A 24,026-nucleotide genomic window follows, 5' to 3' on the forward strand; every position below is an offset into this window, starting at 1 on the left:
GCATCCGTGATTCCGGGTCGATGTACGAGGCGGATGCGCGCGCGTTCCTCGCCGAGCACGACGCGCACGGCCGTGCTAAGGCGCTGGCGGAGGTTACGGCGTGGCTGGTGAAGAAGGCTCGCGAGTTCCGGGCGGGCAACACCCGAAAGGCCGAGACGCAGGCCAACGCGGTCCTGTGCATGGCGTCGAAGATCAGCCGTGGCGCGGTCCGCCCCGACAACCTGCGGATGCTCCCCGACCCCGGCTTCTTCGAGGTCGACCACACCTACGAGTACCGGGGCGACCGGTTCCGTGTCCTCGCCCTGGACCCCCACCCCGTCAGCGGTGTTCTGACGGCGATCGGCTGGCTGATCGAAACCGACGGCACGTGCTTGATCTTCCGCATGACCGGTCCGGACTGGGACTCCGGCAAGTGGACCGAGGTGACCGCATGAGCACCGCGATGAAGGCCCTCGTCCACCGGCAGAAGCAGGCCGTCCTCCACCGCCGCCGCCGTCAGCTCCTCAGCGTGATCGAGGAACAGGGCGGCGTGTGGAAGACCGGCGACGTGATGCGCCTGTACCGCGAGAACGGGTGGGGCTGCTGCCGGTCCACCGCCCGAGGCGACCTGCAAGTGCTGGCCCGGCAAGGGTTTCTGGTCGAGCACGGCATGGTCAACGACCGCCGGTACGTGATCGCCGGGGGTGGCCGGTGAGCCGCTACATCCCCATCGTCGGCTACGTCCTCGCGGTCACCGCCATCGCCTGCGCCGCCACCTGTGCCGCCAGCCTCCTACCCATCGGCAACCCGCTCACCGCGTGGGCCGTGTGCGTGACGGCTGGCTGCTTCGCCACCGCCGCCGCCACCACCTGGCTGCCCTTCCCCTGCCCCTGCCACCGAAAGGACCGTCACTCATGACCGGCCCCGAGCACTACCGCGAGGCCGAGCGCCTCACCGACCAGGCCAACTCGTGGGCCAACGCCGACACGGGCTGGAAGGCCCACCTGTCGAGCGAAGAGCGGATCGCGTACCGCATGGCCGACCTCGCCGAGGCGCAGGTGCACGCCACGCTCGCCCTCACCGCCGCCACCGCCATGCAGGCCGCCGTCGACGGCTCCGAGACCGGCATGGGCTCCGCCGAATTCCACGAGTGGTACCAGGCCGCAGGCGTGAAGCCCACGAGGGGCGGTACCGCCGGATGACGACGACCGTGCAGGCCGAGGCTCCGGCCTCGGCCGCCGGCCCGGTCATCACCGAGCCCGGCATCTACCAGATGACCAACGAGGAGTACCACGCCGACCGCGGCAGCCTCTCCTCCAGCGGCGCCCGCCTGCTCCTCCCCCCGTCCTGCCCCGCTCTCTTCCGGCACGCCCAAGACAACCCCCAGGAGCCGAAGAAGACGTTCGAGCTGGGCACCGCCGCCCACAAGCTCGTCCTCGGTGAAGGCCCCGACCTCGTCCAGGTCGATGCCGACAAGTGGACCACCACCGCCGTCAAGGCCGAGGTCGCAGCCATCCGCGACGAAGGCGGCATCCCGTTGAAGCCTGCCGAGTACCAGCAGGTCCACGACATGGCCGACGCCCTACGCCGCCACCCCGTCGCCTCCGTCCTCTTCGACCCGGCCCGCGGCAAGCCCGAGCAGTCCCTGTTCTGGAGGGACCGCCCCACCGGCGTCATGCGGCGGGCCCGCTTCGACTGGCTGCCCGACGCCCGCTCCGGGCGGCTCATCATCCCCGACTACAAGACCTGCCGCTCCGCCGAACCGGGCGCGCTCGCCCGGGCGGTGGAGGAGTTCGGCTACCACCAGCAAGACGACTGGTACCGGGCCGCCGCCCGTGCCCTGAACCTGGCCGACGACAGCGCCGCGTTCGTCTTCGTCTGCCAGGAGAAGACCGCCCCGTACCTCGTGACCGTCGTCGAGATGGACGCCGAGGCCCGCCGTATCGGCGCCGCCCGCAACCGACGCGCGCTCGAAGTCTTCGCCGAGTGCACAGAGTCGGGCGTCTGGCCCGGCTACAGCGACGAGATCGCCTACCTCTCCCTGCCCACTTGGGCTGCCATCCGTGACACCGAGGAGTACCTGTGAGCTACCCCGTCGAGCGCCAAGCGCCCGCCGCAGCCCCCGCCCGCATCGGCCAAGGGACGGCCGTCGAGCAGTCTCGCGCCGTCGCCGAGGTCCAGGCCGCGATCGTCGTCGCCCAGCAAGTCCCACGCGACATCAACTCGGCGATCTCCGAGATGCGCCAGTCCTGCCAGCAGATGTTCCTCGCCGAGCGCGCGTTCTTCCGCTACTCCCGCGGCTCCGGAAACATCACCGGCGCCTCCGTGCACCTCGCCCGAGAGCTGGCCCGCTGCTGGGGCAACATCCAGTACGGGCTCGTCGAGATGCGCCGCGACGACGAGTACGCGCAGTCCGAGATGCAGGCCTTCGCCTGGGACGTCGAAAAGAACTCCCGCAACTCCTCCACCTTCATCGTCCCTCACAAGAGGGACCAGAAGGGCGGCCCGAAGCAGCTCACCGACATGCGGGACATCTACGAGAACAACGCCAACAACGGTGCCCGCCGTGTCCGTGAGGCGATCTTCGCGATCCTCCCCCCGTGGTTCGTCGAAGAGGCCAAGCAGATCTGCACCAAGACGCTGGCCGACGGCGGAGGCAAGCCGCTCCCGCAGCGCATCGCCGACGCGATCCGCGCGTTCGAGGGGATCGGCGTGGTGCAGGACCGCATCGAGACGAAGCTCGGCCGGCCGTCGGGGAAGTGGACGGAGCACGACGTGGCGCAGCTGCTGGTGGCGTTCCAGTCGATCCAGCGCGGTGAGGTCACGGCGGACGAGGAGTTCCCGCTGCCGCGGGTGACGGTCGACGAGATCAAGCAGCAGGCGACCCCGGAGACTGCAGCGCCCGGCAAGCAGGAGTGGCCGATGGCGGCGCAGCCTGGCGGTGGCGCATGAGTACCGGCCACCGTGCCGAGGCCGAACGGCACCTGAGCCAGGGGGCGTTCGTCAGCAGCCCTGAGACGCAGCACCCGGTCGACCCGGTCGCCACCGACTTCCATCTGCGGATGGCCCAAGTCCACGCCACCCTCGCGGCGGGCGAGACCGGCGCGGCTGATGTTGCCGCGTACCGGCACACGATCCAGACCATGCGGTTTGCCCTGATCCGGCACATTGCGGATGGCCTCGCCCACAGCGAGAGCGACGAAGCCCACCAGCACGCCCGCGGCCTGGCCCAATACCTCGACTCCGTCGGTCTCAACGTCGACCGCGAGGTGGACGCCCACAACGAGGAACTCTTCGGGGCCGCCTACGCCCACGCGGTGTGGGAGTCGCCGTCCGTCCGCCGCGCCAAGAGGGACGCCGAACCCCTGCCGTTCTGAGCCCGCACACGAGAGGGCGCCCCCGCGGATATCGGGGGCGCCCCGCCCAAGGCAACCACACCCCTGAACGGAGAACCACATGAGCTGGCATCTCGGCCGCCTCTGCGGCTTTGACCTGGAAACGACGGGCGTCGACGTCGAGCAGGACCGCATCGTCACCGCCTGCATCGTCGAAGTCGGCGGGAACACACCGCCCATCGCTGCGAAGTGGCTGATCAACCCCGGTGTCGATATCCCGGAAGCCGCCGCCGCGGTTCACGGCATCACCACCGAGAAGGCCAAGACGGAAGGGCAGGACGCCGCAGAGGGCGTCGAGGAGATCGTGGCCGCCCTGACGCAGGTCGTCCTCGCGGGCACGCCCATCGTCATCATGAACGCCCCCTACGACCTCACCCTGCTGGACCGCGAGGCCCGCAGGCACGGCGTCCAGCCCCTCACCGACGTCGTCGGCGACGAACTCCACGTCGTGGACCCCCGCGTGATCGACAAGCATGTCGACACCTACCGGGCGGGAAAGCGGACGCTGACCCACCTCTGCGCCCACTACGGGGTGAAGCTCGACGGCGCCCACTCCGCTGACGCCGACGCGATCGCCGCATGCCGGATCGCCTGGCGGTTGGGCAACATGCATCCGCGGCTGGCCGAGATGCCGGTGTGGGAACTACACAAGGCACAGGCTGCTTGGCACGCCGAGTGGGCCGCAGACTTCCAGCAGCACCTGCGGAGCAAGGGCAAGCCGGACGTCATCGACGGCTCGTGGCCGCTGCGCCCGGCCGCGACGGGCGGTGGCGCATGAGACTCGTCAGCGCCTCTAAGTACGCCGCCCTGCAAACCCGCTACGAGCGCACCGCCGCCGCTTTGGAGAAGGCAGAGAAGCTCGCCGCGGAACGCCAGGCCGCCAACAGCCGCCAGGCTGCCGAACTGGAGCGCCTCCGCGACAGGCACCCGGACGCGCCCGTGTTCCAGGCGCAGCCGGTCCAGGGGGATGTTGAACTGCGCCGTCAACTGAACCTGGCGCGTCGGGCCCTGCGCGAGCTGGCGGACCAGATCGACGTGTTGCAGACGTCGCATGTCGCGGACACGCGCGAGTTGCACGACCTCCGCCAGAACGGGGCGACGTCGTGAACGACCGCATCCACGCCGGTGTCACCGCCCTGTCTGTGTCGTTCGTCGGCGCTGTGGGTCTCGTCCGCTACGCCGTCACCGGCGGCCGCCGCGGCGAGCACCGTGGCCCGCGTGCCCCGCGCCGGATCGAGGTCGAGGTCCCCGGCCACCACCTGATCCCCGCCCTCGCCGGGACGGGCTGGCCTGCGACCGCGTTCCGGCACTGCATCGGCTGCCAGCGCACGGTCCCGGTCGTCGTCCACGACGGCGCCCACCGCTGCGACTACGGCCACACCACCGTCCACACCGCGGGGGTGGCGCCGTGAGTGAGTGGTCGGATCTCCCGCACTTCGAGCGGCTCGCCCTGTCCGCGAACACCCGCGACGAGCAGCTGGCAGCCGCCCGCTACACGGCCGCCCAAGCCGTCGACGCCGACGACTGCCGCCAACTCCTCGACGCCCTCGGCCTACTCCCCACCCAGCCCAAAACGAAGCGCGCGACGCCGCCGCGACCGACGACCACCGACTGCCCCACCAACACCCGGAGGTGACGTGATGCCCTTCACCCAACAAGTCGAAGACGCCTACTGGGCTTTCGCCGTCTTCGACGACCTCGGCCACGCCCACTGGACCGGCCCGACCGCCAGCAACCAGTCCCCGAAAGTCGTCGCCGGCGAAAAACCAGAGACCGCCTACCGCGTCGCGTTCCGCCTCCACCACGGCCGCCAGCCCGACGGCCCCGTCCACCCCGCATGCGGCATCCCCCGCTGCGTGGCCGGTGCCCACCTCATGGACGCCCCCCTGCGGCACGCCAACCCCGACACCCGCATCCGAAGGCCGTCCACCCGCCGACGCAACGCCTCACGCGCCGACGTGGTAGCGCTCCTCGCCGAAGGCCACTCCAACAAGGAGATCGGCCGGCGCCTGCACACCGACCCGCACTACGTCGGCCGCATCCGCGTGGAACTGGGGTTCCCTGCCTGGTCGCGGATCGCCCTGCCGATCGGGGAGTGCTGGGCGGCTCTGGTGCGGCCCGTGCACGGCGGGCACGCCAGGTGGGCGGGCCCGCTGCGGGACGGCATGCCGAACCTCGTCCACGGCCAGCGCAACCACTCCGCCCGCCGAGTCGGGTTCGCTCTCGCCCACGGGCGTGAGCCGATCGGCCGCGTCCTGCCCACCTGCGGCGCCGCATGGTGCGTGGCCGGCGAGCACGCCGCGGACGCACAGATCCGCCGCGCCGACCACCTGTACAGCCGGATTTTCTCGGGAGTCGCCGCATGACCGCCACCGACACCAGCCCCGCGCCGGTCCGCAAACCCGACTGGCGCGACAACGCCGCATGCCGCCACGAGCCCAGCGAGCTGTTCTTCCCTACCGGTACCACCGGCCCGTGCGCCGTCCAGATCGAGCAAGCAAAAGCCGTGTGCCGGCGCTGCCCCTCCATCGACGCCTGCCTCACGTTCGCACTCGACGAGGGCATTCCTTCCGGGATCTTCGGCGGCCTCACCGAAGACGAACGCCGCAAGGTGCGCAGCAACAACCCCTCGAACCGGGCCAGCATCGACGCCTTCACCGGCACCTCGCGCTCCAAAGCGCAACCCATGACCCTCGCCGAATCGATGGCCGCCTACACCGAAGACGTCGACGGGCATCGACTGTGGGTCGGCGGGCTCGGCGTCCGCTTCCAGAACGTCACATACACCCCGAACCAGGTCTCCTTCTACCTCGACCGCGGCGTGTGGCCGACAGGCAAGGTCATGCGGACCTGCAAGACCGCCGGCTGCGTACTGAGCGTGCACCTCGCGGATGAGGAAGAGCGCACCCGGTGCGGGACCACGGGCGGCTACCAGAAGCACTTGAGGGAGAAGACGAAGTCGTGCCCTGCGTGCCGTCAGGCGAATACGGACGCCGACAACCGGCTCCGACGCACCGGAACCACGAAGGCCACGGTATGAGCGACTCGTGTGCGCACTGGATCGGCGCCGAGTCCCGTTACTGCGCGGCAACGGGCGGCGTGCGCATGTTCCTGGTCGGCCTGTGCTGCCCACTGCACACCCCGAACGCGTTGCGCGGCCTGCCGGAGCCGCAGCCGGGTCCGGGCTATCCGGTCGGGGCGTGGACGACGCCGTCGCCGATCTCCGACTCGCGGGTGCACGACGCCCGCGCGGTCGCGTCCGGCAAGAGGAGGTCCAGCCCGCACGTCTACCGCGCGGCACAGGCCGCCGTCGACAAGACCACCTGACCCCGCAGAGCAGCCCCGGCCGCAGCAACCGGCCGGGGCCCAACCCCAAGGAAACACGATGACCGACCAGCCCAACACCCTCACCCCGGACGTGGTCAACGCGATCGTCCGCGACATGGACGACCCCCGCTACCCCAGCCAGATCACCGTCTTCTGTGACCACTGCGGCGTCGAGAACACCGGCGAGTACATGGTCTCGGCGGAGATGAGGAGCCGTGAGCGTCTCGCCGTGGCCCGCCAGCACCTCGTGAACAACGAGGGCTGGGAGCACACCGACGACGGCGACGACTTCTGCCCCACACACGCCGGGAGCAGCGAGTGATGGCCCGCTTCCTCGTCGGCCTGGTCCTCGGCGCCTGCGGGTCCGGGATCACCTACGTCGCCACCGACAGCCGCCACTGGGCCGCCATCACGGGGGCGGTGGTCTTCGTCCTGGTCTGGCTCGGCGAACTCATCCTCGACGACCTCCTCTGAAAGGCACCCACGACATGGGCTACTTCACCTCCGCCTACCTCGCCTACGGCATCCAGATCCCCGACACCGACGAGGACACCCTCGACCGCAGCATCCCCAAGGGAACCGAGGTCGGCCACCTCCGCGCCGGCAGGTACGACCGCGAGATGACGTTCCTCGTCACCGAGTGCACCGAGGCCGACCTCGGCGACGCCGAGACCGTGAACCCCCAGCAGGCCACCCCCGAGCAGTACGCCACCTGGGACCGGGACTTGAAGGCCGCCACGGTCGCGCTCGGGGTGGCCGCTTACGGCGAGCCGTCCTGGCTGCTCATCCCGAGCGTCTCCTAGCCACCCTCCCCGGCGGCCGTTCCCCCACGGCCGCCCACGGGGCGCGGGAGGCCCTTCCCCCACCGCCTCCCGCGCCCCACCACCCCGCCAGATCGGAGGACCCGATGCCCGTACAACCCACCCTCGACGGCACCATCCCACCGCCCGACTACCACGCCTGGGCCGACACCGTCCGACCCGCGTTCGTCCAGGTCGCCGAAACCGGCCGCCGGTTCACCACCTTCGAAGTCGCCAAGGAGTACGAGCTTCCCGAGCCGCCATGTCCCCGCGCCGACTGGGGCAATTTCGCGCAAGCCCTCGCCCGTGACGGCCTCATCGAACACTGCGGCTTCGACCGCAGCAGCCGGCCCACCGGAGAGAAGAGCGCGGTCGCCGTCTGGCGCGGCACCCGCGCCGCACAAGCCGGGAGGGCCGCATGAGCTGCCCCCGCTGCCACGCCCCCGTCAGCCCCGGCCGTGGTTTCTGCGGCGCCTGCAACGCACCCATCGGCCAGTAGCCGCACACGACAAAGCCCCGCCGTGGCGGGGCCAAGGAGAAGAGAGGAGGAGTGGTGTCAGGACTCGGGAGTGGCGAGCACGCGTTGTTCGCCGAGCGCAGCCAGTGCGCGCTCGTAGAAGTCCATTCCCACGATCACGGCCACCCGCTTGCCGCGACTGGTCAGCACGGTCGTCTCGTCGCTGTAGCGGGCACGGCCCACGGCGTCGGCGAACGAGTTGCGGACGTCGGCGATCCGTTCCTCGTGCTCAATCTTTGGCGCGGTCATAGCGAGATGGTAACGCAAACCCTTCAAAGGCTCTATGGGCTACATGTACATAAGCGCTATGATGTACCCGTGAAGCAAGGTGAATGGCACCGCTCGTGCCAACACAAGAGCTACCGCCTGACCTGCGCCGACTACGAAGCCCTCGTGGCCGAAGCGGGGAACCGGTGCCAGATTTGCGGTACGCCAGGCCCCAGCACGTGGCGCCGCAAGCTGGTCATCGATCACGACCACGAGGTCGGCCAGTGGGCTGTACGAGGACTCCTCTGCCCGCCCTGCAACACGACTCTTCCCGAAGGGCGTACCCCGGCGGCCGAGCAGGCTGCATACCTGGCCGCGCCCTGGTATGCGCGCTTCGTTCAGCCGCTCACGCTCCCGGAACCGGATGACGGTGCAGGCGTGAGCGATGGCATCAACGGCCTCTGGGAGCGCAGCGGAGACCTCTGGTTCCCCCGCAAGGGCTACTACCGCGAACCCCGGACCTGGCAATGGCTCCTGCACATGTTCGGACCGCACCGCATTCGTATCCCCAAGGAGCAAGCGTGACCGAGATCCTGACCGCCTCCGAGAGCAGCGCCCTTACCGAGCATGAGGCCGTCATCGAGCGCGGCATCAAGACCTTCTATGAGGTAGGCATGGCGCTCGCCGACATCCGCGACCGGCGTCTGTACCGCGCCGGGCATGGCACCTTCGAGGACTACTGCCAGCAGCGGTGGCAGATGAGCAAGACCCACGCCAACCGCATGATCCAGGCAGCCGAGGTCGTGGACAGCGTGACACCAATTGGTGTCACGGCCCCCGCCACCGAAAGCCAGGCCCGCGAGCTCGGCCGTGTGCCGGAGCCGGAGCGCGCCGAGGTCTGGGCCGAGACCGTCGAGCGCACCGACGGCAAGCCCACCGCAGCCGCCGTCCGCGAGACATACGAGCAGCGGCAGCAGCCCGACGACGCCCTCCTCGACGGAGACGACTGGGTCCAGCCCGCCGGCCCCGGCTTCGAAGCAGCCGTCACCCCGCCGCCGAAGCCGAAGCGCCGCCCCCTCCCCGAGGCCCTCACTGACGCCGGCCGCGACCTCGCGCGCACCGCCGAACGTCTCGTCCGCCTCACCGAAGACGACCGGTTCCCCAGGAACCGGGACACCACCCACCACCAGATGCCCGAACTCCTCGGTGCCCTGGACAACACCACCCGCCTGATCCAGGCCATGCACCTCGACCAGGCCCAGACAAGCGAAGAGGCCCGCCGCTGGTGGGCGACGAGCCTCCACAACATCTCCGACGCCCTCACCGACGTCGCCAACTCCCTCGAACAGGAGAAGTAATGAACAACCCCATCGTACCCAGCACCACCCACGACGGCCCGATCTACACCGTCGTCGACATCACTCCCGACCTCGCCAAGAAGTGGCTCGCCCAAAACACCCACAACCGCAACCTCCGCGAGCGCGTCGTCAACGGCTACGCCGCCGACATGCGCGACGGGAACTGAGTCGAAGACGGCCAGAGCATCAAGTTCGCCAAGGGCGACATCGTCCTCCTCGACAACCCGCCCGTCATCGGCGGCGCGCTCCTCGACGGCCAGCACCGCCTCAGCGCCGTCGCCACCGCCAACACCACCATCCGCATGCTCGTCGTCTCCAACCTGCTCGACAGCACGCAGGAGACCATGGACACCGGCGCCAAGCGCAGCCTCGGCGACGTCCTCAAACTCCGCGGCGAGGAGCACTACGTCTCCCTGGCCGCCGCCCTTCTCCGCGTCTTCGTGTGGAAGCACGGAGCCCGCCGCAACCTCAGGCTTGCAGGGGAAGCGCGCCCGACGCACCGCCAGCTCCTCAAGGTCCTCGAAGAGCACCCCGAACTGCGGCGTTCCGCCGAGATCGCAGGCCGCGTCAGGAGCTCCGTTCGCCTCACGTCCAGCACCGCCGGCCTGTGTCACTGGCTCTTCAACCAGATCGATCAGGGCGACTGCGCCTTCTTCTTCGCCCGCCTCTGCGACGGCGCTGGCCTGATGCCCGGTGACCCCGTCTACGCCCTGCGTCGTGTGGTGGAGAACCTCGCCAAGGGGACCGGCCGCCCCGACGAGGCGTACATGACCGCGTTGGTGATCAAGGCGTGGAACCTCTACCGGGCTGGCCAGGAAGTCCAAACGCTCGCCTTCAAGTCCGGCGGAGCGACCCCTGAGGCGTACCCCGAGCCCAAGTAGCACCACCCGCGGGGCCGTCCACCGCGACGGCCCCGCCTCTCTCCCAGATCAGAACGAACGAGAGAAGCACCGATGCCCTGGTTCAAGATCGATGACAAGGCGCACTCCCACCCCAAGTTCATGAGGGCTGGAAACGCCGCGCTCGGTCTCTGGCTGCGCTGCGGCTCCTACAGCGCCCAGCACCTCACCGAGGGCATCATCCCGGGCCCCATCGCCCAGATGTACGGCACCGCCCCACAGGCCGCGAAGCTCGTCAAGACCGGCCTGTGGCACGAACACGGCCACACCTGCGAGCGCTGCCCGCAGCCGAGCGCCGGCGACTACGTCGTCCACGACTTCTTCGAGGCCGGCCGCAACACCACCCGCGCCCAGTACGAGGCCAACAAGAACGCCGCCGCCGACCGCGCTGCGAAGAGCCGCGCGGCACGAAAAGCCGCCGGAACCGAAGACGAATCGTCGACGAAAACGAATCGATTCGAAGACGAATCGAAGACGAATCGTCCTCGAAAAGACCCCCACTTTTCGGAACCAACCGCAGGTCAGGACGTGCTGTCACACCGCACGCCTGCTGACGGTGTCACACATACCCATGCCACTACCACGCCTTTGCCGGGTACTTCCTCCGGAAGTACCCCTGCTGCAGCACGCGGGCGCGAAGCCGATCCACCGATCCGTTCCTGGGACACCCTCGGCGACCTCAAACGCGCCATCGCCGAAGCCGGACTCACCGGCGTCAGCTGGAACCTCCAGCCCTCCCAGATCGAACGCACCCGCCAAGTCCGGGACCGCATCGGCATCGCCCCCATGGTCGCCATGGCCGTCGGCAACGCCAACTACCGCGGCCTGCCCGGAAGCGCCAGCGCATGGATCGCCGACTGGGAATCCCTCGAACCCGAAGCCGCACCCCAGCAGCCAGCAGCCAGCCAACTCCCCGCCGCCGTCGGCGACAACGTCCTCCGCTTCCAGCCCGGCGCCCAACGCCCAGCCACCACGGACCTCCGCGTCCAACAGGCCGTCGACACCGGCCGCCGCCTCCAAGCCCTCGCCGACGCCCAGAACCAGGAGAACCAGTGATCACCTTCGAAGACGCGGGGCGCATCCTCGGCCTCGCCGCGGCCCGCGACCAACGCATCGTCGGAGACGCCGACGTCCTCGCCTGGTCCGCCGACCTCTCCGCAGCCGGCCTCACGCTCGCCGACGCCGAAGCCGCACTCACGGTCTTCTACCAGGAGATGGCCGCCCGCCAGCCGCAGGACCGGTTCCGGGTAACCGCGGTCGACCTCATCGACATCGCCAAGCGGGCCCGACGCGAACGCGTCGCCAACCTCCGCTACGACGGCGACCCCGACGAAACCCCCCAGCAGTACCTCAACCGGCTCCGCGCCCGCACCGCCGCTCTCGCTGACGGACGCATCGGACCCGACACCGGACTCCGCGCACTCGGCCCCGGCAGCCCCGACCCGCGGCTGATGCGCGAACTCGCCGCCGTCGGCCATGACGTACCCGGAGACGACCCCACCAGCACCCGCCGGCCGGTACGAGTCGGCCCGCTCACCGTGGCGTGCCCCGCCTGCCTCGCGCCCCTCGGCAAGCACTGCCGCAGCAACGGCCGCCCCCGCACCGTCGCCCACGCCGCCCGCCGCCGTGCCGCACGCGACGCGCACGACCTGCCCCGCGAGGACAGCGCGCAGATCGCCGCCCGCAAGGAAGCCTCCGCCGCCCACCTCAACCAGCTCACCGCCGAGCAGCGCGCCGAACTCGAACAGTTCCAGCAGCAGCTCACCGAGGAGACCGGCACATGAGCAGCAACCCGCCCGCCTGGTCGATCCGCTGCCCCTGGTGCGGCGCCCCGCCCGGATCCCGCTGCACCAGCCCCCGCGGCCGGCGCCTGCCCATCGAATCCCACGACGCACGCCACACCGCCTGGAACCAGACCAACCGCACCGAGGAGTCCCGATGAAGCCCGAGACCGAATTCGCCAACGCGGCCCGACGCCTGCGCGCTAACCCGGATGCCCAGCTGGAGCCGGAAGTCGTGGAGTACCTGGCTGACTGGCTGGGCTGCCTGCCCATGCTTGACCCGTCCGAGCGTGGCGGTGACGAGTGCGGCTGGTGCGGGACCAATCACGCCCTGCAGATCGCCCGCGTCGTGAACGGGACGAGCCGATGACCGCCGTCCTTCGGTGTGCGGGCTGCCGCCGCCGTCTCAAGCATCCGTCGCCTTCCGGGTTCGGCCCCACATGCGCCAGGAAGCTCGCAGGGAAGCCCCAGGAGGCCCGTACAGGGTCAGGGGGCCCCGGACTGCCACCCAGGCCCCCGCAACGCCTCAGAAGCGCGCCTGTGAACCCACAGCCCGGCCAGACCGAACTCCCGCTGGAGGACCAGTGACCATCGCCGACCACACCTGCATCACCGTCGCCTGCGACATCTGCGGCTACGCCTACGACGAAGACGAGTACACCGCCCACTTCCCCAGCCTCGACGACGCCCGAAAGGCCATCCACTCCCAGGGCTGGACGATCACCGCCGACCGCAAGGTCATCTGCGCGTCTGGCGACACCGAGCACCAGGCCGCCCTCGATGCCCTCATGCCGCCCGAGCCCGTCATGCAGGTTCCCGGCCAACTGGCCATCGACGGGCCGGAGGACGTCCGGTGACCCCGCTGGAGCGGCTCCTCGCCGAGGCGATCCCGACCGGCACGTTCGGCCACGCACTCCCGCCGCCCCCGCCCGAGCCCCGCCCCATCCGGCCGTGGACCCCGGAGGAGCAGGCACAGCACGTCGCCGACCTCCTCGCCGCACTCGACGGCTGGGTCTGGGACGAAGACGAACGCGCCGACCAGAGACGGCACCTCCGCGCCGTCGACGCCGCCTGACCTCACCACCCGAAGGACACCACCGTGAGCTACCCCGAACTCCTCACCCCCGAAGAGAAACTCGCCGACGGCAAGAAGCGCCTCAACATCCCCACCATCGTCGCCATCTGCGGCAGCACCCGCTTCATGCAGGAGATGACCAAGGCCGACCTCCACGAGACCGCCGCAGGACGGATCGTCGTCAAGCCCGGCTGCGACATGAAGCAGCCTCACGCCCTGTGGTCCGACCCGCTGGAGGCGGAACGACTCAAGGGCCGCCTGGACCAGCTACACCGGGCCAAGATCCGCCTCGCCGACGAGGTCCTCGTCGTCGGGAACTACATCGGCGACAGCACCCGCGCGGAGATCGCCTACGCCCGCGCCCTCGGCAAGCCCGTCCGCTTCACCCACCCCGAAGTCGACCCCACCCCCGCTGTCTGACCCGCCCACACCGGAAGGCCAACGCCATGACCAGCACACCAGCCGCGACCACCTACCTCGTCGAGTTTGGACCCGCCTGGCCCGTCCCACCCATCACCGTCGACTTCACCGACCGCGGCGCGGCGATCAACGCCGTCACCGAGCACGCGATCCCGCACTTGAAGCCGATCCTCACCGAGAAGGGCCGTCCGGAGCTGGCCGACTGCTTCTTCCGCACGGACCCGGGCCTGACTGAGGGCTCGTTCATGTGGATCAACCTGGCCGAGGGGATGAGCGCCCTGTTCTGCCCGGCCCGGCTGACGCCCGTCGACCCCGCCGCGCCCGACCCGCTCGCCTACGGCCCCACCGGCTACCGCTGCGGCTGCGGCAAGGACGCCCACTCCAACCTCGTCCCCTGCCAGCCCGACCGCCCCCGCTCCGCCTGACCGCGAAGGAGATCCGATGCCGATCAACGCCAGCTACGAAGTTCAGTGCGACGTCTGCCACGGATTCATGGACGGCCGCTACGACACCCACGAGGACGCCGAGGACGCCCGCCGGGAACTCGGCTGGGACGACCCCAACGGCGGCACTGCCTGCCCGGAGCACAACACCCGCCCCGCCGCGTCTGCCGTGTCTGGTGCGGCCGACAGCAGGCAGCCGTGAACGGGCGCGCGTCCGACCTCCGGTCGATCAGCTACGGGGGGGGCGTCCAGTCCACCGCGCTCCTCGTCCTCGCCGCGCAGGGCCGCATCGACTTCCCGCTGTTCCTGATGGCCAACGTCGGCGACGACTCCGAGAACCCGGGCACGCTCCGGTACGTCGAGGAGTACGCCCGCCCGTTCGCCGCCGAGCACGGCATAGAGCTGGCCGTGCTGGACCGAGTGAAGCGCGACGGCACCGTGGAAACCCTGTGGGGGCGTCTCACCCGCGAGGGCTCCCGTTCGCTGCCCATCCCCGTCCGCATGTCCAACGGGGCACCAGGCCAGCGCTCGTGCACCGCCGACTTCAAGATCAAGGTGATCGGGAAGGAACTCAAGCGGCGCGGCGCAACCGAGGCGACCCCCGCAACGATCGGGATCGGGATCAGCGTCGACGAGATCCACCGGGCGAACAACCGGCGCACCGAGCCGCACGAGGTCATCACGTACCCGCTGCTCGACCTCGGGCTGCGGCGTACCGACTGCGCGCGGATCATCCGCGACGCGGGCCTCCCGGTGCCGCCCAAGTCCAGCTGCTTCTTCTGCCCGTTCCACCGCCCGGAGACCTGGCACGACCAGCGCCGCGACGAGCCCGAGCTGTTCGAGAAGTCGTGCCAGCTCGAAGAACTCCTCAACGAGCGGCGTGACGAGCTGGGCAAGGACCACGTCTACCTGACCCGCTTCAACCGGCCGCTTCGCCAGGCGATCCCGGAGGGCGTGGATCTGCTGCCGATGTTCGACGAGGCCGACGGCGCCTGTGACTCCGGCTACTGCTTCACCTGACCAGGACCGGCCGGCCGTGTTGGAGCCACGGCCGGCCGGCTACCCCGATCCCACCACAGGAGGACCCGATGCCCAACACCCCCGACCCGCAGGCCGCCCGCTACCGTCAGCGCCCCAACGAGGCCGAAGCCATCCAGTGGACCGGCGACAACGCCGACGCCCTGCGCGCCTTCGCCGGGCAGCACTTCGACACCATCGACCCTGAGGACCGCATCGACGACCCCGACCAGGACGCGCAGCTCCTCGTCGAGGCCAGTCACTGGGTGGGCATCAAGCCCACGGACTGGGTGCTGAAGTTCGACGGCTACTTCGTGGCCAAGTCGGATGTGCCGTTCCGCGCGGTGTGGGAGCCCGCCGTGCCGTCTGCCGCCGAGACCACCAACCGGGCCGCTGACAAGGCGCCCGCCGACTGGATCGACGGCCACCCGCAGTTGGAGGCGATCGCTGCCGCGGTGTGGGAGCGCTGCGAGCACCACGACAGCGGGCTGATCATCGACGACCCGCGGAACATCGCGGTGGCTGCGCTCGCCGCAGTGCTGCCCGCGCCCGCAGACCAGACCGCCCGCCTGCACGACGAGAACCTCACCCTCAAGGCCGAGATCGCGAAGCTCCGCGACCTGCTCGCCAAGGAGAACCGACGGGCGAACGACGCCATCGACCGCGAGGAGATCGCAGAGCAGGCCGCCGAGCCCGAGATGGAGTACGTCGGCGGATGCACCTGCGCCCCAGGACCGGAGCGCCAGCACGCTGGACGCTGCGGCTGGGTGCCCGCGTCGCCAGCGCGCCCGCCCGCCGACCGGGCCGCGCTGCTCCGGGAAGCGGCCGAGGAGGAGCGTCCGCTGTCACCGGACTATGAGCACCCCGAGTGCGGCTTCCACTGGCACGGCCGCGACGGCATGGACATCCCGATCCGCGACGGTCAGCCCGTGTGCCCGCGCTGCGAGCTGGCCAAGGTGCAGAAGCAGCTGGCCTACGTCCAGCGGATGCGCGACGAGGTCGGTGAGGAGTGCAAGCGGCGCGGCCGGATCAAGCTGGAGCAGGCCGAGCGCATCGTCCGCTTGGAGCGCGAGTTGGACGGTGTGCGCGATCAGCTCGGCAAGGAGATGCTGCGGGCCGATGAAGCCGAGCTGCGCCGTGTGGCCGCCGAGGAACAGCCCGCCGAAACGCAGGACGACGGGCGCGCGGAGGCCCGTATCCGGGCGCTGCACCAGCAGTACCGATTCGCAGGCGACGACACCACGGACTACTGCGCGCACTGCAACCAGATCAGCGGCGGCTGGATCCCCTGGCCCTGCCCGACGATCGCCGCACTCGACGCCGAGCGGCCCGCCGTCGGGGAGCAGCCCGACACCCAGACACGGGAGGCCGGGCGTGGCTGACGTCGCGGCGAATGACGACAACTGGATGACCCACCCCGACGAACGCTGCCCCGGCTGCGGCAGCACGGGAACCCGTCGCGTCTCCGTCGACACGGACTGCCCGCGCTTCATGCAGAACGGGCGCCTCATGGCCTGCCTCGGCTGCGGCAACGCCGTGCGCTTCGACTGCCGCACACCGGACGCAGACGGCGATCTGCTGGACGACGGCTGCGGCTGGTGGTTCCAGTACCCGCTGCATGAGCAGGCGTCGAACCGGGCGTCGATGGGCCCGGCCCCGTCGTGGGACTACGCGAGGTACCGGCTGTGACCGGCCCCGCCACCCTGCCCGCCTGCCTCCCGGCCGGGATCGCCGCCTGCATGGTCGCGGCCGGGGTGGGGCGGAACAGGCCCGAGAAGCCACAGAACGGGGCCTAGGAGCCACGAACACGGCCCGCGGGTCCCCGTGGAGCCGGAAGCCGCAGAACGGCGCTGAGAACCGCCGCCCCGAAAGGAAACCCCCGTGACCGACACCCCCGCCCCCGCCATCGGCCAGATCTGGCAGGACAACGACCCCCGCGCCGGCGAGCGCCTCATCTGGATCGAACGCACCGACGACACCCACGCCCAGGTTCGACAGGTCGCCCTCACCCCGGCTGGCGAACCCGTGCCCCTGCCCGGCGTCCGCCGCACCCGCATCCGCCTCGACCGCTTCCGCCCCACCAGCACCGGATACCGCTACGTCAGCCCCGCCTGACCCCGCCCCTCGGCCGCCCCCACCCGGGGCGGCCCGAAAGGAAACCCGCCATGCCTGAGACCCCCGCCCCCGACTTCGGCAAGCCCTTCGTCCTCGTCCGCGACACCGACATCAGCGGCGTATCCGGCGTCGGCATCGTCGCCAACGGCATCCTCTGGCCCGACGGACAAGCCGTCATCCACTGGACCGGCAGCACCTACCCCACCACCACCCCGCACCCCGGCGGCATGGAATCCGTGATCGCCGTCCACGGCCACGGCGGAGCCACCCGCGTCGTCTGGCAATCCATCGAGGCCAACATCCCCAAGCCGCGCTACGGCGAGGTGTGGACGGAGCTCGTCGGCTACGTCCAGGAAGCCGTCAACGACGGCGGCCAGATCGACCCCGCCCACCTCGCCGCCTACATGCGAGAACTGCGCCACAGGGCCATGGCCCCGACGCGCGAGTGGATCCGCTCGATCACCGACCCCGACGACGGCACCGACACCCCCGCCTGAGCCGCACGCCCGACCCGAAAGGCCAGCCGTGACACCCGCCGACGAACTCCGCGCAGCAGCCGCCCGACTTCGCCAAGCCCGATTCCCCGCCGCCATGACCGCAACAGCCAGCACCGCCGCCCTGATCGCGGCACGCCTGCCGCTCGCCGACTGGCTCGACCTTTTCGCCGCCACCCAGTTCGACCCCGAAGCGGGCATCCAGGTCACCGACCGCAGCCACGAATGCGCCCTCGCCTTCGCCCGCGCGGTCCTCGGCACCCCGGACCGGCAGCCATGACCGGCGAACAACTCGCCCTCACCTGGTCGGAGCCCTGCAACACCCCATCACCCGCCAACCGGCCACCCACCCGCTTCGACCTCCGCCAACACGAAATGTGGGACATCCGCGGACAACGCATCGAACCCGCCGCCTATTGGACCGCCCACACCATCACCGTGAAGGGAGACCTCCTGTGACCCTCCTCCTCGCCGCGGTCCTGGCCCTCGCCGCCGGCTGGTGCATCGGACATCGCACCGGACGAACCCTCCGCCGCGCCTCCGCCCAAGTCGACGCCATCATCCGCACCACCATCCCCGACCCGGCGCCCATGCCCGACTGGGAGCGGATCGCTGAACAGACCCGCTACGACGAAGCCTTCGGCCAGATCACCCGCCACTGGAACGAGGACGCCGCATGACCCGGCACACCGTCAACACGATCACCAGCGACGCCCTCGACGCCCTCTACGAGCAACTCGAAGCCGCCGAAGACAGCGAGGCCCAGCGACAACTGGCCACCGCACGGGAAGCCCTCGCCTCCGCCGCAACACGGGCCGCCCGCGCCGAACACGAGCTGGCTGCGCTCCGCCAAGTCGCCCGCGGCTACTGCCCCGCCTGCGGACGCGGCGACGCCGCACCCACCGTCACCGACTGGGAACGCGAGCGGCAGCGCGCCGAGGAAGCCGAAGGCCACCTCGCCCACCTGCAAGAGAGCAGCGAGGCTGTCGGACGCTTCCTCACCCGAACCGTCGACGAACGCGACCAACTCCGGGCCGCCATCCGCCGAGTGCGCGACTACGCCGCCGACATCGAACGCAGCAGCTGGACCGGGCCCGCAATCGCCCGCCGCATCCGCGCCGCCCTCGACGAGCCCGCGGCCAGCCCGGCAGCGACCCAAGCGACCGACACCACGAAGGAGAACTGACCATGGGATGGGGATCAGCCGGATCAAAGTTCTTCAACCCCGTAGCCCACGCCCTCCAAGAAGCCGGCGCCTCCGACGAGCTGAAGGAACGCGTCCTCACACCGCTCATCGCCAACCTCCAGAACGAGGACTGGGACACCGAACTCGACTCGCTGCAAGACTTCCTCGACGACCCGGCGATCGTGAAAGCGTTCGCCGCCAATGGCATCACCTGGGACTGACCACCTGTGGCATCCTGACCGTGGCAGTACGGCATCCCGGGGATGCCACCCGCCGGCCGCGAACCGGTACCGCCTTCCGCCCCGTGCCTCCATCGAGGACCGGGGCGGACGTGCGTCTGGCATCCTGGGACAGTTCCCCCGTAGCTCAACCTGGCAGAGCGCCCGGCGGGGAGGTTGCGCGTTCAAATCGCGTCGGGGGAACGTCTTCCGGGACAAAGGCCGGAACCAGGGAACTGGATCCCTCCCGCCTTGAGCGGGTTGTGGCCCCCGGAGACGCGAACGCCCCGCCGACTAGGTATCGGCGGGGCGCTCGCATATCTGGCATCCTGAGGGTGCGGCATCCGGGTGTGAGACCTGGCGCGCGTGACTCGCTCCGTTTAGCGAGAGGTGGCCCGTCCAGGGGACGGAAGACCCCTGTGCCGCTCGCACCAGCCCGGCGCCAACCGGGAGGCATCTCGGCCTGAGAGCCCGCGCCCGCCCTCGTGAGCAGCAGACAGGGGCGGGCGCTCCCGCGTTGTCGGCGGCCGGTCGTACCATCACAGTGCGGGCTGGTTTCCATGGCTGGATCAGGCCGTGCTGCTACAGCAAAGCGCCCCCGTCATCGGTCGACGGGGGCGCAGCTGTTGGGCGGTCCCTACGGCTTCCACTCGTCGCGGTAGCCAGGGCGGTCGGCGTAGATCGCGGCCAGGCAGAGGACGCAGGACTGCAGCGCACCCGCCACCTGCACCCACACGGCATCGTCCTCACCGGCAAGGGCGAGCCGGACAGCTTCCTTGGATGCGAAGTCATACCGGGCGACGATCGCCCTCTTCGCCTCGATCTCCCGCAGCACCCGAGCCGGATCATGACCGAGGACGTGGTCGATGACCGGGCCTTCCGGCCAGCGCGTCACACGCCCATCGAGCGCGCCGCCAACCGAGGGGATCACCCGGCCGCCGTCGGCGTCCGCGACGCTGCCCGCACCATCCATCGACCACGGACCCGGCGGCGCAGCCTTCGCGATCCGCTCATCCTCGTCGAGCTGCACGCTCAACCAACGCACCAGGCCATCCATCAGCGATCCCACCCTGCGCCGTCGTCGCCGTCGAGCCAGGCGTAGTAGTTGCTGCCGCCGCCGCTGGTGTGCCGGGTGTGATATCCGCGCTCGCCGCAGTACACGGTGTCCGGCATCGGCTCCTCGCGGAACGTTGCCGCGCAGGGCGCGTCGTCCTCCGCCATCTCATCCACCGTCGGCCTCCTTCTCCACCTTCGGCCGCGTCGTCCCGGACCCCTTGCCGCGGAACACCGCCTGCACCGTGCTGAACCCAACACCAAGGCGCGCCGCGATCTGCCGGTAAGAGAGCCCGTTTCCCCCGTTCCACAACTCCCGGATCAGATCGTCGCGCTCCTTCGACCAGTCAGCGTTGCGCCTGGCCTGCTCAGCCATGATCTTGCTCTTGGCTCTGATCCGCTCCTCGCGGTCCGCGATCTGCTCGATCGCGTTAAGGGCGTCCGACACGCGGCGCACCTCCTCGTCGCTCATCCCGGCCCCTTCATTCGGTGGGCCGCTTGCCATGGACTGTAGGGGACCCCTACAGTCGGGAGCAAGCAGTCCGACTGCTGATGCACAAAGCCCCCGGCCCGGCGCTGGAACGCCATATGGGCCGGGGGCGGACCCACCCCAACAGCGACGAAAGAGCAGGTCCGCCGTGAAGCGTATCGACCCGCAACCCCAGAAGCACGACCCCCGCACCTGCAACAACTGCGCCACCCTCCGCCACCCCGCACAAGCAGCCCAAGGCCGCGCACTGGCCAAGCACCTCGCGCAGCACCCCTTCCCCCAGCAGGCGGCCCAGCGATGAACGAGCAGCAGGCATCCGCGCTCCCCGACTGGGTGGCCAGCCAACTCGCCTACCGCGCCGCGTGGGCTGACCACACGATCGCCCGCTACCTCACCGTCGGCGGCGCCACCATCGACATCACCGAAACCGGCCCCCGCGACGGCGACCTCCTCGAAGTGACCATCGCCTCCTGTGGCGGATGCCCCGCCACCCGCCGCGAGCAATGGCCGGACGGCACCTACGACTACGCCAGCCAGTTCCACCCGATCAAGCGGGCGGACGCTATCGCGATCGCCGAGGAAGCCGCCCGCGCCTGGGCCCAAGCCCACGCCGAAACGTGCCGCGCCCTGCCGCGCCCGGCGGCCGCCCAATGAGCGCCCCCACCCCGCCCCCCTGCGGCACCTGCCACGGCCAAGGCGGCACCGTGAACGACACCAGCAGCGGCGGCATCACCCGACAGAACTGGCAAACCTGCCAGCCCTGCCACGGCACCGGCGTACAAGGCGGAGGCCGCTGATGGCCTGGTTCCGCAGCCGCGACCAAACCAGCCGCGACTACCCCGCCGCCGGAACCTCCGTCACCGCCTCGGCCGGCCGGTTCTTCCGCTCCAAAACGGCCGGCGCCCGAGCAGCAGGCCGCGCCGCCGACGACTGGGAAACCCGCGACCGCCAATCCGAACGGCAACGCCGCGGCCCCTACGCCCAGTAGCCCAACCCCTGATCGGCCGGCCTCCCGCGACTCCGTTCCCCCACGGCCGCGGGAGGCCGGCTCCTCGTCCCGCTCCCGGAGGACCACCGTGCCCCGCCGCCGCACCATCATCCGCCACATCGGCCTACACGACCCGCTCGGACGGTGGGGCTTCACCGTGCTCGCGGCCTTCGCGCTCCTCAACGGGCTCATCCTGCCCGGCCTCGTCTGCACCGCCATCGCCCTCTACGCCTGGAGGAACCGGTGAAGAAACTCACCAGAGGACAGAAAGCTGTCCTCATCCTCACCACGATCCCCATGATCGCGGTCGGCATCGGCGGCGCGATCGGCACCTACGCCAACGCCGCATCCGTCCTCCACCGCAAAGAGACCGCCCTCGGCGTCGTCGCCGCCGGCGAAGGCGCCACCCTCGTCGCCGCCCTCGTCATGATCGTCGTCACCATGCTCGGACAAACCGCACCCACCACCGTGCGCGCAGCCCTCTGGCTGCTCCCTGCCGCCGCCTCCGTCATGGGCCTCGCCATCGCTCCCACCGCCGCCGAGATGGTCGTGTTCGCCCTCACCCCCCTCGCCATGACCGCCAGCGCCGAGGGCATCAGCCTGCTCGCCCGCCGCATCGTTGTGCACCGGACCGGCGTGGATGTTGAGGCGCAGCGCCGTGACTCGGCGGTCGCCCGCAGGCTGAACTGGCACCAGGCCAGCGCCGACCACCACCCCTCAAAGCGGCAACGCAAGCGGTCCGAACGCATCGCCTGGAGGCTGGCGAGCAGGGTTGCAGCGCACGACACCGAACTCCGGGACAGCCTGATGGAGGTCCAGCGAGAGCGCATCGTGCAGGGAGCGGACAAAGCACTCGCCGAGATGTTCGGCCTCTCTACGGCCGCGCAGCCCGCCATCACCCCAGCACCGGCCGGCTTCGAGGAGGCGGCGCGAGAGGCGCTCTCCGTCGCTGGCGGAGACCCGCAGGGGCCCGCAGCTCTCCCACCCGTGCAGCTGCGCAAGCGCGCGCCCAGCGAACAGCCCCCGTCCACTCCAGCCGGCCCGCTCGGCGAACCCGTGGAAGACATCCCGGCGCTCTTCGGGAAGGCGCACGCGCCGATCGTGTACTTCCTCCGCAACGGCAGTCGCGTGAAGATCGGCGTCTCGCAGAACCTTCGCCGCCGCGTCGCCGCGCTCTCGCTGCGCCCAGACGACGTCATCCGCGTCGTGCACGGACACGCCGAGTATGAGCGGTCCATGCACCGTCGTTTCGCCGATCTCCGAGTGGACGACACGGAGTGGTTCGAGCTGCGCGCCGAGCTCGCGGAGTACCTCGGCGTGGTCGTCGAGGACGCCGTGTCCGGGCGCCCGGACACGGCGACGGACAACCCGCCGGACACGTCCGGACAGCCGGACAACGCAGCGGACACAGCGTCCGGACACGAGAAGACCGAGACCACCACCGAGACTCTGACCAGCCCGGACACGCGTCCGGACAGGCCGGACCCCCTGTCCGAGATCGCCAAGGCGGCGTCCGGACCGTCCGACCTCGTCCGCTCCCTCGCCACCCACGGCGTACCCAAAGACGCCCTCGTGTCCGAGGCTGTCCGGCTGCGTCCGGACATGGTCGCGGACAGCATCCGCCGTATCGCCAAGCGCCTCGGAGAGGGGCCGTACCTGTGAGCACCGAGCAGGGAGCCGACGAGCTCCGCATGCGCGCCCTCCTCCTCACCCGCGAGGTCGGCCCCGACGCCATCCCGCCCAAGCCCAAAGGCCGGCCGCGGGATTGGCTGGACGACCTGATCGACGACGAGCACGCGCCCGCCACAGAGCCCGCAGAGGAGCCCGCCTCCGCCCCGCCGGCCGCCGCTCCCAAGCAGGGCAGCCCGAGTCCCTCCAAGGCCCGGAAGAAGAAGGCGAAGAAGACGAAGCCGGGCGTCCCCCGGGCCGCCGTCGACACCCGCCCGCCCTCCCCGCGGCAGTCCCTCGCCGACGCCTGGGACGCCGTCCCGCCCCGGTTGAAGTGGCTGGCCTACCACGCGTCCGCCGCCTACCTCGGCTGGACCGTCGGCCTCGTCGACTGGGCCACCTACGTCACCAGATGGATCGCAGCGACCGGCCCGACCAGCGGACAAGCCTGGTTCTGGTACGTCGCCGCCGCCGGGACCGCCCTCGTCTACCACCGCACCCGCGGCTGGTGGCGGCCCGTCGCCTGGCTCGCCGCCGTCCCCGTCACCTCCACCGTCGCCGGCGTACTCCTGTACGCCCCGTACTCGTAAGGACCC

The 24,026-nt window shown here is 70.4% G+C and carries 50 protein-coding genes, 1 tRNA gene and 1 pseudogene; 48 read left to right on the plus strand and 4 right to left on the minus strand.

All coding sequences use genetic code 11. The annotated features are described in order from the left end of the window. The first annotated feature begins 20 nt into the window (after positions 1-20). The 18 genes and pseudogenes from BG482_RS16155 to BG482_RS16235 all read left to right on the plus strand — a co-directional run bounded on the left by BG482_RS16155 (position 21) and on the right by BG482_RS16235 (position 7,923). Positions 21-434, plus strand: a complete 414-nt coding sequence (locus BG482_RS16155; protein WP_069769731.1) for a hypothetical protein — start codon at positions 21-23, stop codon at positions 432-434. After that, entirely contained in the window at positions 431-694 is a 264-nt protein-coding gene (locus BG482_RS16160; protein WP_069769732.1) for a hypothetical protein, read from the plus strand. Before BG482_RS16155 ends, BG482_RS16160 begins: the two co-directional genes overlap by 4 nt. Then, complete coding sequence (locus tag BG482_RS16165; RefSeq protein WP_069769733.1) at positions 691-897, plus strand: hypothetical protein; 207 nt, start codon at positions 691-693, stop codon at positions 895-897. The genes BG482_RS16160 and BG482_RS16165 overlap by 4 nt, the downstream gene beginning before the upstream one ends. Further along, positions 894-1,181 carry a hypothetical protein gene (locus BG482_RS16170; RefSeq protein WP_069769734.1) on the plus strand — a complete coding sequence of 96 codons (288 nt, stop codon included), beginning with the start codon at positions 894-896 and terminating at the stop codon, positions 1,179-1,181. The genes BG482_RS16165 and BG482_RS16170 overlap by 4 nt, the downstream gene beginning before the upstream one ends. Next, entirely contained in the window at positions 1,178-2,065 is an 888-nt protein-coding gene (locus BG482_RS16175; protein WP_069769735.1) for a PD-(D/E)XK nuclease-like domain-containing protein, read from the plus strand. Before BG482_RS16170 ends, BG482_RS16175 begins: the two co-directional genes overlap by 4 nt. After that, complete coding sequence (locus BG482_RS16180; protein ID WP_069769736.1) at positions 2,062-2,931, plus strand: hypothetical protein; 870 nt, start codon at positions 2,062-2,064, stop codon at positions 2,929-2,931. The genes BG482_RS16175 and BG482_RS16180 overlap by 4 nt, the downstream gene beginning before the upstream one ends. Then, complete coding sequence (locus BG482_RS16185; RefSeq protein ID WP_069769737.1) at positions 2,928-3,356, plus strand: hypothetical protein; 429 nt, start codon at positions 2,928-2,930, stop codon at positions 3,354-3,356. Before BG482_RS16180 ends, BG482_RS16185 begins: the two co-directional genes overlap by 4 nt. Before the next feature lie 79 nt (positions 3,357-3,435). Next, positions 3,436-4,152: a 3'-5' exonuclease gene (locus BG482_RS16190; protein ID WP_069769738.1), complete on the plus strand. Its 717-nt coding sequence runs from the start codon at positions 3,436-3,438 to the stop codon at positions 4,150-4,152. After that, positions 4,149-4,481 carry a hypothetical protein gene (locus BG482_RS16195; RefSeq protein WP_141746610.1) on the plus strand — a complete coding sequence of 111 codons (333 nt, stop codon included), beginning with the start codon at positions 4,149-4,151 and terminating at the stop codon, positions 4,479-4,481. The genes BG482_RS16190 and BG482_RS16195 overlap by 4 nt, the downstream gene beginning before the upstream one ends. Then, positions 4,478-4,786 carry a hypothetical protein gene (locus tag BG482_RS16200; protein WP_069769740.1) on the plus strand — a complete coding sequence of 103 codons (309 nt, stop codon included), beginning with the start codon at positions 4,478-4,480 and terminating at the stop codon, positions 4,784-4,786. Before BG482_RS16195 ends, BG482_RS16200 begins: the two co-directional genes overlap by 4 nt. Continuing rightward, positions 4,783-5,010: a hypothetical protein gene (locus BG482_RS16205; RefSeq protein WP_069769741.1), complete on the plus strand. Its 228-nt coding sequence runs from the start codon at positions 4,783-4,785 to the stop codon at positions 5,008-5,010. Before BG482_RS16200 ends, BG482_RS16205 begins: the two co-directional genes overlap by 4 nt. Positions 5,011-5,014: 4 nt before the next feature. After that, positions 5,015-5,740: a hypothetical protein gene (locus tag BG482_RS16210; RefSeq protein ID WP_141746611.1), complete on the plus strand. Its 726-nt coding sequence runs from the start codon at positions 5,015-5,017 to the stop codon at positions 5,738-5,740. Beyond that, a pseudogene (locus tag BG482_RS45200) lies at positions 5,737-6,015 on the plus strand (WhiB family transcriptional regulator); the annotation flags it as partial. The gene BG482_RS16210 and the pseudogene BG482_RS45200, both read left to right, overlap by 4 nt. A gap of 395 nt (positions 6,016-6,410) precedes the next feature. Beyond that, positions 6,411-6,701 (plus strand): hypothetical protein, encoded by a 291-nt coding sequence (locus BG482_RS16220; RefSeq protein WP_069769744.1) that lies wholly within the window; start codon positions 6,411-6,413, stop codon positions 6,699-6,701. 58 nt (positions 6,702-6,759) lie between these two features. Next, positions 6,760-7,023, plus strand: coding sequence for a hypothetical protein (locus BG482_RS16225; protein WP_069769745.1), 264 nt, complete (start codon positions 6,760-6,762; stop codon positions 7,021-7,023). Further along, positions 7,023-7,175 (plus strand): hypothetical protein, encoded by a 153-nt coding sequence (locus BG482_RS43960; RefSeq protein WP_176741389.1) that lies wholly within the window; start codon positions 7,023-7,025, stop codon positions 7,173-7,175. The genes BG482_RS16225 and BG482_RS43960 overlap by 1 nt, the downstream gene beginning before the upstream one ends. A gap of 14 nt (positions 7,176-7,189) precedes the next feature. Continuing rightward, positions 7,190-7,504 carry a hypothetical protein gene (locus BG482_RS16230; protein ID WP_069769746.1) on the plus strand — a complete coding sequence of 105 codons (315 nt, stop codon included), beginning with the start codon at positions 7,190-7,192 and terminating at the stop codon, positions 7,502-7,504. Between the two features lie 104 nt (positions 7,505-7,608). Further along, positions 7,609-7,923, plus strand: a complete 315-nt coding sequence (locus tag BG482_RS16235) for a hypothetical protein (RefSeq protein WP_069769747.1) — start codon at positions 7,609-7,611, stop codon at positions 7,921-7,923. Positions 7,924-8,057: 134 nt separating this feature from the next. On the opposite strand, the gene BG482_RS16240 is transcribed toward BG482_RS16235, so the two are convergent. Continuing rightward, positions 8,058-8,267, minus strand: coding sequence for a type II toxin-antitoxin system prevent-host-death family antitoxin (locus BG482_RS16240; RefSeq protein WP_069769748.1), 210 nt, complete (start codon positions 8,265-8,267; stop codon positions 8,058-8,060). Positions 8,268-8,336: 69 nt separating this feature from the next. Between BG482_RS16240 and BG482_RS41075 the strand changes: the two genes are divergently transcribed. From BG482_RS41075 to BG482_RS16350, 24 genes are all read left to right on the plus strand, one after another. Continuing rightward, a complete protein-coding gene (locus BG482_RS41075; protein ID WP_176741390.1) occupies positions 8,337-8,810 on the plus strand; it encodes an endonuclease domain-containing protein in 474 nt (157 codons plus the stop codon). Beyond that, positions 8,807-9,583, plus strand: coding sequence for a hypothetical protein (locus BG482_RS16245; protein WP_069769749.1), 777 nt, complete (start codon positions 8,807-8,809; stop codon positions 9,581-9,583). The genes BG482_RS41075 and BG482_RS16245 overlap by 4 nt, the downstream gene beginning before the upstream one ends. After that, entirely contained in the window at positions 9,583-9,750 is a 168-nt protein-coding gene (locus BG482_RS43965; RefSeq protein WP_176741391.1) for a hypothetical protein, read from the plus strand. Before BG482_RS16245 ends, BG482_RS43965 begins: the two co-directional genes overlap by 1 nt. Before the next feature lie 135 nt (positions 9,751-9,885). Continuing rightward, positions 9,886-10,464, plus strand: coding sequence for a hypothetical protein (locus BG482_RS16255; protein ID WP_141746613.1), 579 nt, complete (start codon positions 9,886-9,888; stop codon positions 10,462-10,464). Positions 10,465-10,536: 72 nt separating this feature from the next. Next, positions 10,537-11,538, plus strand: coding sequence for a hypothetical protein (locus tag BG482_RS16260; protein WP_069769752.1), 1,002 nt, complete (start codon positions 10,537-10,539; stop codon positions 11,536-11,538). Then, on the plus strand, positions 11,535-12,266 hold the full coding sequence (locus BG482_RS16265) for a hypothetical protein (protein WP_069769753.1): 732 nt from the start codon (positions 11,535-11,537) through the stop codon (positions 12,264-12,266). Before BG482_RS16260 ends, BG482_RS16265 begins: the two co-directional genes overlap by 4 nt. After that, positions 12,263-12,424 carry a hypothetical protein gene (locus BG482_RS43970; protein ID WP_176741392.1) on the plus strand — a complete coding sequence of 54 codons (162 nt, stop codon included), beginning with the start codon at positions 12,263-12,265 and terminating at the stop codon, positions 12,422-12,424. Before BG482_RS16265 ends, BG482_RS43970 begins: the two co-directional genes overlap by 4 nt. Further along, positions 12,421-12,633, plus strand: coding sequence for a hypothetical protein (locus tag BG482_RS16270; RefSeq protein ID WP_069769754.1), 213 nt, complete (start codon positions 12,421-12,423; stop codon positions 12,631-12,633). The genes BG482_RS43970 and BG482_RS16270 overlap by 4 nt, the downstream gene beginning before the upstream one ends. A gap of 214 nt (positions 12,634-12,847) precedes the next feature. Next, positions 12,848-13,120, plus strand: coding sequence for a hypothetical protein (locus tag BG482_RS16275; RefSeq protein ID WP_069769755.1), 273 nt, complete (start codon positions 12,848-12,850; stop codon positions 13,118-13,120). Beyond that, positions 13,117-13,338: a hypothetical protein gene (locus tag BG482_RS16280; protein ID WP_069769756.1), complete on the plus strand. Its 222-nt coding sequence runs from the start codon at positions 13,117-13,119 to the stop codon at positions 13,336-13,338. The genes BG482_RS16275 and BG482_RS16280 overlap by 4 nt, the downstream gene beginning before the upstream one ends. Before the next feature lie 24 nt (positions 13,339-13,362). Then, positions 13,363-13,758: a hypothetical protein gene (locus BG482_RS16285; protein WP_069769757.1), complete on the plus strand. Its 396-nt coding sequence runs from the start codon at positions 13,363-13,365 to the stop codon at positions 13,756-13,758. Positions 13,759-13,784: 26 nt separating this feature from the next. Continuing rightward, entirely contained in the window at positions 13,785-14,183 is a 399-nt protein-coding gene (locus BG482_RS16290) for a hypothetical protein (RefSeq protein ID WP_069769758.1), read from the plus strand. 16 nt (positions 14,184-14,199) lie between these two features. Next, positions 14,200-14,403, plus strand: coding sequence for a hypothetical protein (locus BG482_RS16295; RefSeq protein ID WP_069769759.1), 204 nt, complete (start codon positions 14,200-14,202; stop codon positions 14,401-14,403). Further along, the gene (locus BG482_RS16300; protein WP_069769760.1) at positions 14,400-15,221 is read left to right on the plus strand and encodes a phosphoadenosine phosphosulfate reductase; all 822 of its coding nucleotides are present in this window, start codon (positions 14,400-14,402) and stop codon (positions 15,219-15,221) included. Before BG482_RS16295 ends, BG482_RS16300 begins: the two co-directional genes overlap by 4 nt. Positions 15,222-15,289: 68 nt before the next feature. Beyond that, positions 15,290-16,600 (plus strand): hypothetical protein, encoded by a 1,311-nt coding sequence (locus tag BG482_RS16305; RefSeq protein WP_069769761.1) that lies wholly within the window; start codon positions 15,290-15,292, stop codon positions 16,598-16,600. Next, the gene (locus BG482_RS16310; protein ID WP_069769762.1) at positions 16,593-16,907 is read left to right on the plus strand and encodes a hypothetical protein; all 315 of its coding nucleotides are present in this window, start codon (positions 16,593-16,595) and stop codon (positions 16,905-16,907) included. The genes BG482_RS16305 and BG482_RS16310 overlap by 8 nt, the downstream gene beginning before the upstream one ends. Before the next feature lie 192 nt (positions 16,908-17,099). Further along, positions 17,100-17,333: a hypothetical protein gene (locus BG482_RS16315; RefSeq protein ID WP_069769763.1), complete on the plus strand. Its 234-nt coding sequence runs from the start codon at positions 17,100-17,102 to the stop codon at positions 17,331-17,333. Positions 17,334-17,383: 50 nt separating this feature from the next. Next, the gene (locus tag BG482_RS43975; protein ID WP_069769764.1) at positions 17,384-17,830 is read left to right on the plus strand and encodes a hypothetical protein; all 447 of its coding nucleotides are present in this window, start codon (positions 17,384-17,386) and stop codon (positions 17,828-17,830) included. A gap of 94 nt (positions 17,831-17,924) precedes the next feature. Next, a complete protein-coding gene (locus tag BG482_RS16325; protein WP_069769765.1) occupies positions 17,925-18,107 on the plus strand; it encodes a hypothetical protein in 183 nt (60 codons plus the stop codon). Beyond that, entirely contained in the window at positions 18,104-18,286 is a 183-nt protein-coding gene (locus BG482_RS16330; RefSeq protein WP_069769766.1) for a hypothetical protein, read from the plus strand. Before BG482_RS16325 ends, BG482_RS16330 begins: the two co-directional genes overlap by 4 nt. After that, a complete protein-coding gene (locus BG482_RS16335; RefSeq protein WP_069769767.1) occupies positions 18,283-18,507 on the plus strand; it encodes a hypothetical protein in 225 nt (74 codons plus the stop codon). Before BG482_RS16330 ends, BG482_RS16335 begins: the two co-directional genes overlap by 4 nt. Then, positions 18,504-19,013, plus strand: a complete 510-nt coding sequence (locus tag BG482_RS16340; RefSeq protein ID WP_069769768.1) for a hypothetical protein — start codon at positions 18,504-18,506, stop codon at positions 19,011-19,013. Before BG482_RS16335 ends, BG482_RS16340 begins: the two co-directional genes overlap by 4 nt. Positions 19,014-19,015: 2 nt before the next feature. Beyond that, positions 19,016-19,234: a hypothetical protein gene (locus BG482_RS16345; RefSeq protein WP_069766706.1), complete on the plus strand. Its 219-nt coding sequence runs from the start codon at positions 19,016-19,018 to the stop codon at positions 19,232-19,234. A gap of 134 nt (positions 19,235-19,368) precedes the next feature. Beyond that, a tRNA-OTHER gene (locus tag BG482_RS16350) sits at positions 19,369-19,435 on the plus strand. A gap of 433 nt (positions 19,436-19,868) precedes the next feature. On the opposite strand, the gene BG482_RS16355 is transcribed toward BG482_RS16350, so the two are convergent. From BG482_RS16355 to BG482_RS16360, 3 genes are read right to left on the minus strand one after another with little or no spacing between them, the layout of a single operon-like run. Further along, positions 19,869-20,288, minus strand: coding sequence for a DUF6221 family protein (locus BG482_RS16355; protein WP_069769769.1), 420 nt, complete (start codon positions 20,286-20,288; stop codon positions 19,869-19,871). Further along, positions 20,288-20,461, minus strand: a complete 174-nt coding sequence (locus tag BG482_RS43980) for a hypothetical protein (protein ID WP_176741393.1) — start codon at positions 20,459-20,461, stop codon at positions 20,288-20,290. Before BG482_RS43980 ends, BG482_RS16355 begins: the two co-directional genes overlap by 1 nt. Then, positions 20,454-20,756, minus strand: coding sequence for a hypothetical protein (locus BG482_RS16360; protein ID WP_069769770.1), 303 nt, complete (start codon positions 20,754-20,756; stop codon positions 20,454-20,456). Before BG482_RS16360 ends, BG482_RS43980 begins: the two co-directional genes overlap by 8 nt. Before the next feature lie 166 nt (positions 20,757-20,922). Here BG482_RS16360 and BG482_RS43985 point away from each other — a divergent pair, with 166 nt between their 5' ends. The 6 genes from BG482_RS43985 (at position 20,923) to BG482_RS16380 (ending at position 24,020) form a co-directional block, all read left to right on the plus strand. After that, positions 20,923-21,075, plus strand: a complete 153-nt coding sequence (locus BG482_RS43985; RefSeq protein WP_176741394.1) for a hypothetical protein — start codon at positions 20,923-20,925, stop codon at positions 21,073-21,075. Beyond that, the gene (locus tag BG482_RS16365; RefSeq protein WP_069769771.1) at positions 21,072-21,428 is read left to right on the plus strand and encodes a hypothetical protein; all 357 of its coding nucleotides are present in this window, start codon (positions 21,072-21,074) and stop codon (positions 21,426-21,428) included. The genes BG482_RS43985 and BG482_RS16365 overlap by 4 nt, the downstream gene beginning before the upstream one ends. A 142-nt stretch (positions 21,429-21,570) precedes the next feature. Continuing rightward, positions 21,571-21,762 (plus strand): hypothetical protein, encoded by a 192-nt coding sequence (locus BG482_RS16370; protein ID WP_069769772.1) that lies wholly within the window; start codon positions 21,571-21,573, stop codon positions 21,760-21,762. Between the two features lie 88 nt (positions 21,763-21,850). Further along, positions 21,851-22,009, plus strand: a complete 159-nt coding sequence (locus BG482_RS43990; protein WP_176741395.1) for a hypothetical protein — start codon at positions 21,851-21,853, stop codon at positions 22,007-22,009. After that, a complete protein-coding gene (locus tag BG482_RS16375) occupies positions 22,006-23,424 on the plus strand; it encodes a GIY-YIG nuclease family protein (RefSeq protein WP_069769773.1) in 1,419 nt (472 codons plus the stop codon). The genes BG482_RS43990 and BG482_RS16375 overlap by 4 nt, the downstream gene beginning before the upstream one ends. Next, on the plus strand, positions 23,421-24,020 hold the full coding sequence (locus tag BG482_RS16380; RefSeq protein ID WP_069769774.1) for a hypothetical protein: 600 nt from the start codon (positions 23,421-23,423) through the stop codon (positions 24,018-24,020). The genes BG482_RS16375 and BG482_RS16380 overlap by 4 nt, the downstream gene beginning before the upstream one ends. Positions 24,021-24,026 lie beyond the last annotated feature (6 nt).

Origin of the sequence: Streptomyces sp. LUP30 (genome assembly GCF_001746365.1) — a bacterium.
Taxonomy (GTDB): Bacteria; Actinomycetota; Actinomycetes; order Streptomycetales; family Streptomycetaceae; genus Streptomyces.